Source organism: Nitrosomonas europaea (assembly GCF_900167395.1).
In the GTDB taxonomy this organism is placed as follows: Bacteria; Pseudomonadota; Gammaproteobacteria; order Burkholderiales; family Nitrosomonadaceae; genus Nitrosomonas; species Nitrosomonas europaea.
In genome coordinates, this window is the sequence record NZ_FUWK01000061.1 from 1 (window position 1) to 9,508 (window position 9,508).

The 9,508-nt window shown below is 46.2% G+C and carries 16 protein-coding genes; 9 read left to right on the top strand and 7 right to left on the bottom strand.

The features are described from left to right. Nucleotides 1-334 precede the first annotated feature (334 nt). The 5 genes from B5D58_RS12880 to B5D58_RS12900 form a co-directional block, all read right to left on the bottom strand. Nucleotides 335-721, bottom strand: coding sequence for a DUF1428 domain-containing protein (locus B5D58_RS12880; protein WP_011110906.1), 387 nt, complete (start codon nt 719-721; stop codon nt 335-337). A gap of 78 nt (nt 722-799) precedes the next feature. Then, the gene (locus B5D58_RS12885; protein WP_011110905.1) at nt 800-1,279 is read right to left on the bottom strand and encodes a VOC family protein; all 480 of its coding nucleotides are present in this window, start codon (nt 1,277-1,279) and stop codon (nt 800-802) included. Nucleotides 1,280-1,301: 22 nt separating this feature from the next. Continuing rightward, entirely contained in the window at nt 1,302-1,553 is a 252-nt protein-coding gene (locus B5D58_RS14500) for a YdeI/OmpD-associated family protein (protein WP_011110904.1), read from the bottom strand. Nucleotides 1,554-1,574: 21 nt separating this feature from the next. Then, nucleotides 1,575-2,087, bottom strand: a complete 513-nt coding sequence (locus B5D58_RS12895) for an SRPBCC family protein (protein WP_011110903.1) — start codon at nt 2,085-2,087, stop codon at nt 1,575-1,577. Then, on the bottom strand, nt 2,068-2,430 hold the full coding sequence (locus tag B5D58_RS12900; RefSeq protein ID WP_078737694.1) for an ArsR/SmtB family transcription factor: 363 nt from the start codon (nt 2,428-2,430) through the stop codon (nt 2,068-2,070). Before B5D58_RS12900 ends, B5D58_RS12895 begins: the two co-directional genes overlap by 20 nt. Before the next feature lie 319 nt (nt 2,431-2,749). On the opposite strand from B5D58_RS12900, the gene B5D58_RS12910 reads away from it, so the two are divergent. Next, nucleotides 2,750-2,992 (top strand): type II toxin-antitoxin system ParD family antitoxin, encoded by a 243-nt coding sequence (locus B5D58_RS12910; RefSeq protein WP_011110901.1) that lies wholly within the window; start codon nt 2,750-2,752, stop codon nt 2,990-2,992. Next, nucleotides 2,993-3,286 carry a type II toxin-antitoxin system RelE/ParE family toxin gene (locus B5D58_RS12915; RefSeq protein WP_011110900.1) on the top strand — a complete coding sequence of 98 codons (294 nt, stop codon included), beginning with the start codon at nt 2,993-2,995 and terminating at the stop codon, nt 3,284-3,286. A 132-nt stretch (nt 3,287-3,418) separates the two neighbouring features. Here the strand turns inward: B5D58_RS12915 and B5D58_RS12920 are convergent, their stop codons facing one another. Beyond that, nucleotides 3,419-3,934, bottom strand: coding sequence for an antirestriction protein ArdA (locus tag B5D58_RS12920; protein ID WP_011110899.1), 516 nt, complete (start codon nt 3,932-3,934; stop codon nt 3,419-3,421). Nucleotides 3,935-4,288: 354 nt separating this feature from the next. On the opposite strand from B5D58_RS12920, the gene B5D58_RS13730 reads away from it, so the two are divergent. Further along, the gene (locus B5D58_RS13730; protein ID WP_143023785.1) at nt 4,289-4,468 is read left to right on the top strand and encodes a hypothetical protein; all 180 of its coding nucleotides are present in this window, start codon (nt 4,289-4,291) and stop codon (nt 4,466-4,468) included. Beyond that, nucleotides 4,461-5,258, top strand: a complete 798-nt coding sequence (locus B5D58_RS12925) for a hypothetical protein (protein WP_011110898.1) — start codon at nt 4,461-4,463, stop codon at nt 5,256-5,258. Before B5D58_RS13730 ends, B5D58_RS12925 begins: the two co-directional genes overlap by 8 nt. Before the next feature lies 1 nt (nt 5,259). Here B5D58_RS12925 and B5D58_RS12930 read toward each other — a convergent pair whose 3' ends face one another. Further along, nucleotides 5,260-5,652, bottom strand: coding sequence for a hypothetical protein (locus B5D58_RS12930; protein ID WP_011110897.1), 393 nt, complete (start codon nt 5,650-5,652; stop codon nt 5,260-5,262). A gap of 243 nt (nt 5,653-5,895) precedes the next feature. On the opposite strand from B5D58_RS12930, the gene B5D58_RS12935 reads away from it, so the two are divergent. The 5 genes from B5D58_RS12935 to B5D58_RS12955 form a co-directional block, all read left to right on the top strand. After that, complete coding sequence (locus B5D58_RS12935) at nt 5,896-6,504, top strand: recombinase family protein (RefSeq protein ID WP_041356959.1); 609 nt, start codon at nt 5,896-5,898, stop codon at nt 6,502-6,504. Then, nucleotides 6,494-6,682, top strand: a complete 189-nt coding sequence (locus tag B5D58_RS12940; protein ID WP_041356354.1) for a hypothetical protein — start codon at nt 6,494-6,496, stop codon at nt 6,680-6,682. Before B5D58_RS12935 ends, B5D58_RS12940 begins: the two co-directional genes overlap by 11 nt. Before the next feature lie 199 nt (nt 6,683-6,881). Further along, nucleotides 6,882-8,324, top strand: coding sequence for a P-loop ATPase, Sll1717 family (locus B5D58_RS12945; RefSeq protein WP_011110895.1), 1,443 nt, complete (start codon nt 6,882-6,884; stop codon nt 8,322-8,324). A 75-nt stretch (nt 8,325-8,399) separates the two neighbouring features. Beyond that, nucleotides 8,400-9,218: a hypothetical protein gene (locus tag B5D58_RS12950; protein ID WP_011110894.1), complete on the top strand. Its 819-nt coding sequence runs from the start codon at nt 8,400-8,402 to the stop codon at nt 9,216-9,218. Nucleotides 9,219-9,327: 109 nt separating this feature from the next. Next, nucleotides 9,328-9,508: helix-turn-helix domain-containing protein (locus B5D58_RS12955; protein WP_143779594.1), on the top strand; the 181-nt coding region annotated here is incomplete at its 3' end.

Consider the following 9,508-nt stretch of genomic DNA (forward strand, 5'->3'; position numbering starts at 1 on the left):
CGATAAAATTACCGAATTGAATAACTGAATCTGATCTAACAGGCACTCGTCAAATCGGGTAACTGTCAGATCAGATCTCAACTACTACACCTGAATATTTTGAAGACTGTATCAAAAAAATCTTCCCTGTTCACAGAAGCTGTCACAGCCATATTCATGAAATGGAGCAAGTCCTGTTTGACAGGCTCGGAACAATGTTTCGGAATGACTTTGCACAAGCCGCATCAGCATAGAACAGAAAATTTAATTGCTATCTATTTTTAACACTTTGATTTTGAATTGAATAGTTAACGCATACCGTTGTATGTGTGTCGTTTTCATCTCCGTAGATCATCTATAAATCCACAAGGGCCTTAAATCCACCGTAGGCCATCCGTGAGGGATCGAACGGCATGTTGTTTTCATCACAAGCTTCTTGCATGCGCGGGTCGGCCATCACTTTTTTGTTCACTTCATCCCGGTGTTCGCGTGATTTATAGACGATAAAGGCAAAAATAACAGTCTCTCCATCTTTTGTCCCCGCCAGTTTGCCGAACGGCGTTATTTTGCATGTTTCAGGTGCGTCTTCGGGCATTTCCGGTTTGGCATCTTCCAGCACGCATTCCTTGTATTGGAGCGCACCGTGTTCCATCCAGATTTTTCCTGCGCTTTCTGCCATTTGACGGTAAGCGTCAATTTTGCCTTCCGGCACAGGTAAAACAAATCCATCTACGTAAGTCATAATCAAAAAACCTTTTTTGTGATTTATAAAATCGTATCTATCTTTTTTCGTGTGTCTTCACCCACCTGAATGATATTCTCATTCGCGCACCGCAGCTTCGAGCGCAGCAATATTGATTTTGTTCATCGTCATCATCGCCTCGAAAGCACGTTTCGCTTTATCACGGTCTGATCCTGTCGTCAGCTCCATGAGCCGCTTTGGCGTGATCTGCCAGAAAAAACCCCAACGATCCTGACACCAGCCACAATTATTCTCGCTGCCGCCGTTCTCTATGATCGCGTTCCAATAGCGGTCGGTTTCTTCCTGGTCGTTGGTCAGCACCATAAAGCTAACGGCTTGGTCAGGGGTAAAATTCGGCCCGCCATTCAAGCCGATAAACGACTGCCCGAGCACGGTGAATTCAACGGTCAATTCATTGCCTTCCTGTCCGCCGGGAAAATCGCCGGGCGCGGTATTCACCCGTTCCACACGGCTATCGGGAAAGGTAGCGGCATAAAATTCTGCCGCTTTGCCCGCTTCGCCGTGGTCGAACCACAGGCATGTTGCAATTTTCTGCATGGATATTCTCCTGTTGATCATTTTATCGGTGCGGGCAGCCGGGCCAGCAGCAAGGGCGGCGTTTACCTTCACTCAGACTTTCACAGCCCCAATTGATTCTCTTATTCCTCGTAGCTATTTTCTTGGCGGATTCGACCCAGCATATCCACTCATTGCGAGCAAGCGGGGTAATATCCTCCCAGGTTTCCAGGGCTTCAGGATGGGCAATCAAGGCTTTTTTTAAATCTTCCGGCAATTCATGAACCATACCGCCGGATATCTCTCTTTTTGTCATTGCCTGTCTTTCTTGTGGCCATCAGTACGCCTTTTCTTGTTTCAGCAATTCTTCAAGCTGCGTAATCGTTGTGCCCCAACCTTCGTGGAAGCCCATCTCTTCATGCAATTTTCTTTGTCCTGGCGTATTATGCATCGCACAAGCCGTATACCGGGTCCCCGATGATGTTGGCTGTAGCTCTATTACGGCAGTCATGACGATGTGGGCGCATTCTTTATCGCTCGTTGTGGCGGGTACGGCGGGTCTATAATTTTTTACCAGGGCGCTTGTCCATATCAGACGTTTTTCATCTGTAACCTCCAGAAAGCATCCCGAGTTCGGAAATTTATTACCTTCCGGGTCTTGCATGACCGTATAAAACTCTCCCCCAGGACGCAGATCAACCCGGCAATCTGAAATGCTCCAGGGTTTTGGAACAAACCATTTTTTAAGCAGTTCCGGTTCGGTCAGGCCGCGCCATACCAAATTTACAGGGACAGCCAGTTCTCGTTTAAGCATGAGGTCCAGCTCGGCATCAATTGGTGTTGTGCTCATCGTTATTTCCTTTCGGTGTGTTATGTTCTGTTAAAAGCAATGCATCCAATGCGTCAAAACGTTCGTTCCAGAATTTCCGCATTTGGCTCAGCCATTCCCACATTTCATCCACGCCTTGCGGGTTTATAGAATATATACGCTGCTGCGCTCGCTTCTCCATCTTCACCAGTTCGGCTTCCCGCAACACTTTGAGGTGCTGCGATACGGCAGACGGGCTAATATCAAACTGATTACTGATATCCGAAGCGGCAATCTCCCCCTGCGCTGCTATGATCTCGATCATGCGGCGGCGGTTCGGTTCGGCGAGGGCTGCGAATCTATCCATATTTTCATTATTTAGCATTAAATTAATTAAGTAAATTATGAAATAATGGGATGTGCCGTGGAATAAATAATAAGGCATTGTCGATTAACGAATAACCGAAACCGAACCAGTCGAACGCGGTGCTATCTACAAGAAAGCTGAGGAACCGTGGGTTTCTTTTGCTGTTGAAGATCAGAGACTGATCACTGGACAGAATCTCGCCTCTGGCGGTGCTGTTGCAGATTTGCTGATTAAAGCCCTTGGGAAGTAAAGTCTGAGGGGCCATAACCAATCTTCAATTGCTTCTTATACCAATAAATATTATAATTAGGTATATGCGTTTATTGAGGAGCAGGTTATGCCGATACAAAAAAATACCAGTGTCACGCTGGGCGAGCATTTTGAGAAGTTTCTTGCACATCAGATTGAAGCCGGGCGCTACGGCTCGGCAAGTGAAGCGATCCGCGCGGGGCTGCGTCTGCTGGAAGAACGCGAGGCCAAGCTGGAAGCATTACGCCGTGCCCTGATCGAGGGCGAGCAAAGCGGCCCGGCTGATTATTCCCTGCAAAATGTTCTGGATGAGCTGGAAAGTGCAGACTAGATGGGATCGTTTATCCTCAGGCAGAAAGCAATGGATGATTTACTGTCCATTGGCCGCTACACCCGAAAAGAATGGGGAAAAACCCAACAAATCCGCTATCTGACACAGCTTGACCGTGCATTTCATGAACTGGCGGACAAGCCCGGTCTGGGCCGGGCGTGTGATGATATCCGGGAAGGCTATTTCAAGTATGGGGTTGGTAAACATGTCATTTTTTACCGTCATACTGGAAAAGACCAAATTGAGATTATCCGTATCTTGCATGGCCGTATGGATATCGAACAGCATTTGTAATGCTGTTTTTCTATTTTACGGCCCTGATTCCATTACCGCCGAAAACCATAGGATTTCGGCGGCACGATTTTTCCCTCCAAACAGAGAAACTAAGCACTGCTGGCTGAAACCTGCAGCGCTTTGCTATGGTCTTTAGTGATTCCAGAAGATATGCACCTCTTCCCATCCTGTTTCCAGGGTGAACACATCGCCGTTTAGCTCCATATCGCGGGCCATACGCTCGTAATCGATATAGTAAACGAGATTTACGGGAATCTGCGTGGTGTCTTCGGTTAGTTCTTCCGCAAAATCGGCCAGTGATTGATAGCAGCCGCAGTAATTTTCCTCTGCCGCTGTTCTGGCTTCTTCCAGGTCACCACTAAGATGATCCAGCAGTTCACTGCCGAAATCCGGATATTCGGTAATGAAGCAAGCCACCTCATGGGCGGTTTCAAGCCCTGCATACTCGCTTAAAATAAATCCGCCAAAGCCTTCATGGTCATGTATCGCATATTCCTCCGCGAAGTCTTCCGGACTGTCAGTCAGCATCTGATTCACTTGTTCCCGGATAGCTTCCAGGTCGTCGGTCGCATTGATCCAGACACCATGAAGTTTGCCATTGTTGTAAGCCGCCAAATCTGCAACATAGATTCTGATCTCGGTGCACATTGTCTTTTTCTCCTAATTCGGTGTTGGGGTTCAGAGCAAAGCGCTTTGCCTCGCTCAGAACCCCTGCCGACTAGGGCGACTAAGGCGGTCGTGAAAAAGTCAAGAAAAATTGCGGAGGGTCTACCCCACGTAGTGGATCAGGTGGAAACCGTCATTTTTCTTGACTTTGAGGGGGACAAGAACCCATCCGGTTTTATCGTCCATAAGTATTTATGAATAATGTTCTCTGCTTTAATTAACAAATTGTACTCATTACCCGTAATCAGAGCACCGCAAGCAGCAGAGTACTTTTTGATAGGCATACTTAACCACTTATTAACCCCTTCCTGTTAATGTAAAAGGGCCATTTTGCGTATGTGGCAACACTTTGCGCAACTTGAGATCAACCGGGAGGCAGGGACATTGGGGCGTGGTGTGCCTGAAATTTCATCGAGAGTGGTTCAGAATAATTACATTATTCTGAACCTTTGGTATGCGGTAGCATACCGCGCCTTTCTGGTAGCCCAACTTTCTGTCGGGGCCGCCCATGGTTAAGCCGACCGATGCAGAATTGCGGACTTCTGGCGGATTGACCAGTGTTTTTCTGAATTGCGATACTTGCCTGTCCGACGAAGACTTCAACCGTCTGCGCCGCATGGAGTTCACTCAAAATGAACACGCCATTTTGTACGGCCAGCTTGGCGGTTCCATCGCCGGGATGATCGAGCTTGGCCCGGTTGCCAGCCGAACCCAATCCAGACAAGACGAAGAACGCAAGACCGAAGAGCGCCGGACAGCACAGTTTGTTCAACTGGTTGAACAAATGCGCGCTTCCATTGAACAGATGGAAGCCGATGTCAAACGCCTCGTTGCATCATTCGAGAAACGTGACGGGGATGCATGGCGCGAGAAGCTCGCGCTCAATATTCTAGAAGCTGACGAGATTCCACAACAGGAAGCAGATGAAAGCATTACTGCGTACCGCAAACGACTGGAACAGCATCTCATCAATGAAATGCTGAACCCGGACGGTACGATCAAGGACAAGTACAAAAACGACCCGAAATATGGCGACTACGCCGAATGGGCGCAGACGCAATTCCACTTAAACAGCGCCAAAGCAGCTGTCGCGGAACTGGATAACAGTGATACCAGCCCGCAACGCAAGGAACACATTCTCGATGAAATGAAACAACGCGGCTATATCGAGGAAATGGTATTTACTGATCGTATATCTGGAAATTTGGACGCACAAAAGTCAGTACGTGATATTCGTGATAGCCAGCACGATGAAGCGCTTTCACAAGTACGACCTCCCGAAGCTACTTTGAAATTTTTGTCGTAAGCTACTGGAAGACGGGATTCGTGTTCGCCGCCCGTCTGGCAATACCGGCAACCTGTTCACGTACATTGTCGATAAAAAATAATCCTTCCGTACCGCCACGAACATGAAACGCAATGCCAGCGGCAGGTGCATCGTTTTGTTCAAAGAAGAATTTGATGTTCGTCATGCCAAATTTTTTAAAATCCCGTGTAAGCACGGTCTTTATCTGATCATCCGTAACGCCCGACTGGGTTCCCATACGGACAGAAATCCCTACTCCGTTGGGATTTTTTTCTGACCATTCACTTCCAGCCACATCGACACAAGGCTGTTTCCAGCAAGTGATATAGTCTTCCTTGGCCGATAGCAATGCCTCCTGTGCGAAGGCAGCACTGCCGCTAAAAACTATAAACAATACTCCCCAAACTGTTATCCAAAGTCTGAAAAATCCATGATTTTTCAGTGCCTTGCACTGTGACAAAAGAGAACCATTTTGTCACAATTTGCATATTTTCTTATTGGTGGAAAAGCAGTCGATCTTGCTGGCTTTTCGACGTGATTATTCCATTTTGAGTTGACGGGAGACGGTGATGAAGATAAGTCAAAAGGGTTCCCTTTTGTCTAGGGATTGAAAATGGAAAGCCAGCACAATCACGTAATGAAAAAATCATGCCGCATCATCGGTTATGCCCGTGTTTCGACAGAGGATCAGCATCTCGATCTTCAGATCGATGCTTTGAAACTGGCCGGATGCAGTAGTATTTTTGAAGATCACGGCTTGTCCGCCACCGCCAAACGGCGGCCCGGCTTTGAGCAGGCTTTAGCCAGCTTGCAGGCGGGTGATATTTTCGTGGTCTGGAAAATGGACCGGGCCTTCCGCTCGCTCAAGAATGCGCTGGATATCTTGGAAGAATTCGAAAACCGCGCGATTGAATTCCGCTGTTTGACCGAAGATATCGATACCACCACGCCAATGGGAAAATGCATGTACCAGATCCGCCATGCGTTTTCCGAACTGGAACGTAACCTCATTCGGGAGCGAACCAAAGCCGGAATGGAAGCCGCCCGACAACGCGGTGCCCATCTGGGCAGGCCGAAGAAACTGTCACGCGGTCAGATCATCCGGATGCAAAACTTGCTCCAACGTCAGCCCGATATGACTCCTGTGCAAATCGCAGATCAATTCGGCGTGTCTTCACGCACGATCTATCGCGCATTATCCAAATATTCAACTATCAAAGAAGAATTGGCAATCCATGCTGGATAACCAAAACAGAATTCGTCACTACCGTGCCTACACGCGTATGTATGGTGAAATGATGCAGGATTTGTGCAGTTCCGAACATTACATCACCTACCTGATCAACAATGACGGGCTGAATAAATTTGAAACCGGGCTGCGCACCCTGATCGAGAAATCCTTGAACCAGCCCATACGGTCCTGATAGTCTGTTTTCAGCTCAATGTGGCGAGTCGTTTTTTATTGAATTCACACAAAATGAGGACGATAACGTTACATAACCAGAAAACTTAAAAAACTAAGCCACTTTGTCACCAATAGTCACAAGAGTATGAAACATATACGCAAAACCATGTAATTAGTTGTTAGAGACCTTGGATATCAGGGTATTTAAAGAGAAAAATATGGAATTTAATGAATACGAATTACAAAGGTTATTTGGCCACGAAGCAGCTGAAGATGAAGACCCTCAAAGGCTAAAAGATTACTACTTTAAAAGTAAAGTGTATTCTCAAGTCGTTAACGATCTTCCGTTGCGGATAATAGTTGGTCATAAAGGCATAGGTAAGTCAGCCCTTTTCCAAGTTGCAATTGATGAGGAGACAGAAAATAAAAGGCTTACGGTTTTAATTAAGCCCGATGATATTATCGGCATAGGAGAAGATACCGATGATTTTCTAAAGCTTATAAGAGATTGGAAAATAGGAATTAATGCAATTATCACACAAAAAGCCCTCACTTCATTTGGTATGCTTTTCGAGGGTTGGAGAGGAAAGCTAAATCAGTATGGTGGTACAGCGTTAGATTTCTTATCTTCAACCTTAAAACTAGAGGGCAAGGTTAGTTTGACTGCTTCAAAAGAAGCTATCCTGCGTGATTTTCTAAAAAATAACAAAATTTCAGTTTATATCGATGACCTAGATAGAGGCTGGCAAGGCCGCAAGCACGATATACAGAGAATTTCTGCACTATTAAATGCTGTAAGAGATATATCGACTGAAAATAGAGGCATTTACTTTAGAGTGAGCTTGAGATCTGATGTTTACTATTTGGCGCGCACATCGGATGAATCAACTGACAAAACAGAAGGTTCAGTAATCTGGTATTCATGGACTAATCATGAGATCTTGGTTTTACTTGTCAAGAGGATTGAGAGTTACTTTGGTAGAGAAGTAGATGAGGCTGAACTACTGAAAAAGCATCAACTTGAATTAATGAGATACCTTGCTCCCATAATTGAAGAGAAATTTACAGGAAAAGGGCATTGGAGAGATGCTCCTACGTACAGGGTATTAATGTCTTTGATCAGGAAACGTCCTCGTGATTTAGTCAAACTACTAACTTTGGCAGGTAGAGAAGCAAGAACAAAAGACGCAGAGCGGATTACTACAAATCATTTAGAAAATATTTTTGAAGAATATTCGCAGGGTAGACTACAAGATACAATCAACGAATATCGTTCCGAGCTTCCTGAAATTGAAAAGCTAATTCTTGGTATGAGGCCGACAAAGATTCAGCGAAAAGCATCACAAGGCTATGTATATACGACAGACCAATTACTGAAAAAAATAAAAGCAATTGAAGAGCAAGGAAAATATCGCTGGGCAAATAGAAATCAGGTTGACACTAAAGAACTGGCAGCATTCTTGTATAAAATAAACTTCATTACAGCTCGGAAACAAATACCTACAGGCATTGATAGAAAATATTTTGAAGAAAATAGGTACTTGTCGAATAAATTTATAGAGTTTGGCTATGATTGGGAGGTTCACCCTGCCTACCGTTGGGCACTTCAGCCTGAAGAGCCAATGCAAATTTTCAATGAGCTAGAGTTGAGTTCTAGCTAAACATGGCTCCTAATAAATACAAGTCTCAGATACAACTACGCCTCGCCAGTGGTATATGGACATTAGGTATCACAAATGACTTATGACACTAATCTACCGTCCGAAGACGGCATCCCTGACGAAGGCAACGCCAAGAAAGTTGCGCGTGGAACCTTACAAGTCATCGGGGGGGCTGTGCCGCTGGTCGGCGGCCTACTGTCAGCTCTGGCAGGCGCATGGTCCGAGCGTGAGCAGGCCAAGGTCAATAGATTCTTCGAGCAGTGGGTTCGCATGTTGGAAGACGAGATTCGAGAGAAGGAAGCAACAGTTCTCGAAGTTATGGCCCGGCTGGACTTGCATGATGAAAAGATTGCGGCACGAGTCGAGAGCAAGGATTTTCAATCTCTTGTTAAGAAAACATTTCGAGACTGGGCTGGGGTGGAGAGTGAGGAGAAGCGCGTTCTCATCCGGAATATTCTGAGCAACGCAGCAGCCTCAACCCTCTCTAGCGACGATGTTGTACGCATGTTCATCGACTGGATTGGTCAGTACTCAGAACTTCACTTTCAGGTCATTGGTGCCATCTACAACTCGGGGGGCATCACTCGTGGTGCAATCTGGAAAAAAATTGGAAAGGGCCGTGTTCGCGAAGATTCAGCGGACGCGGACCTGTACAAATTGCTGTTTCGAGACCTCAGTACCGGTGGCGTCATCCGGCAACACCGCAAAACTGACTACTACGGCAACTTCGTCGCCAAATCCACGCAGAAGAAGTCGCCTGCTCGTTCAGGTGGAACGAAGACTCTTACCTCGGCATTTGACGAGGAAGATCAGTATGTCCTTACTGAACTTGGACAACAGTTTGTTCACTACGCCATGACAGATCTGCCACTCCGGATTGCCTATAAATTGTAGTAGTTCAGATTTGATCTGACAGCAGGTCTTGCCAAGAGGTGGGATTACCCGGTTTGATAGAGGTGCGAATCTTTATCAACCAAACGCGAAAGCGTAAAGGAGTAATCCCATGAGCAGTGTTCATCATAAAATCATTAAACATAAGATTGGCTTGCTTAATCTGGCAGCTGAGCTTGGCAATGTATCCCGTGCCTGTAAGGTGATGGGTTTTTCTCGCGATACTTTCTATCGCTATCAGGCAGCTGTGGAAACAGGAGGTGTTGAAGCTCTGATAGATGCAAACCGACGTA

Coding starts and splice junctions, on each gene's coding strand:
- B5D58_RS12880 (WP_011110906.1), bottom strand. CDS start 721: ATGACTTACGTAGATGGATTTGTTTTACCTGTGCCGGAAGGCAAAATT.
- B5D58_RS12885 (WP_011110905.1), bottom strand. CDS start 1,279: ATGCAGAAAATTGCAACATGCCTGTGGTTCGACCACGGCGAAGCGGGC.
- B5D58_RS14500 (WP_011110904.1), bottom strand. CDS start 1,553: ATGACAAAAAGAGAGATATCCGGCGGTATGGTTCATGAATTGCCGGAA.
- B5D58_RS12895 (WP_011110903.1), bottom strand. CDS start 2,087: ATGAGCACAACACCAATTGATGCCGAGCTGGACCTCATGCTTAAACGA.
- B5D58_RS12900 (WP_078737694.1), bottom strand. CDS start 2,430: ATGCTAAATAATGAAAATATGGATAGATTCGCAGCCCTCGCCGAACCG.
- B5D58_RS12910 (WP_011110901.1), top strand. CDS start 2,750: ATGCCGATACAAAAAAATACCAGTGTCACGCTGGGCGAGCATTTTGAG.
- B5D58_RS12915 (WP_011110900.1), top strand. CDS start 2,993: ATGGGATCGTTTATCCTCAGGCAGAAAGCAATGGATGATTTACTGTCC.
- B5D58_RS12920 (WP_011110899.1), bottom strand. CDS start 3,934: ATGTGCACCGAGATCAGAATCTATGTTGCAGATTTGGCGGCTTACAAC.
- B5D58_RS13730 (WP_143023785.1), top strand. CDS start 4,289: ATGTGGCAACACTTTGCGCAACTTGAGATCAACCGGGAGGCAGGGACA.
- B5D58_RS12925 (WP_011110898.1), top strand. CDS start 4,461: ATGGTTAAGCCGACCGATGCAGAATTGCGGACTTCTGGCGGATTGACC.
- B5D58_RS12935 (WP_041356959.1), top strand. CDS start 5,896: ATGAAAAAATCATGCCGCATCATCGGTTATGCCCGTGTTTCGACAGAG.
- B5D58_RS12940 (WP_041356354.1), top strand. CDS start 6,494: ATGCTGGATAACCAAAACAGAATTCGTCACTACCGTGCCTACACGCGT.
- B5D58_RS12945 (WP_011110895.1), top strand. CDS start 6,882: ATGGAATTTAATGAATACGAATTACAAAGGTTATTTGGCCACGAAGCA.
- B5D58_RS12950 (WP_011110894.1), top strand. CDS start 8,400: ATGACTTATGACACTAATCTACCGTCCGAAGACGGCATCCCTGACGAA.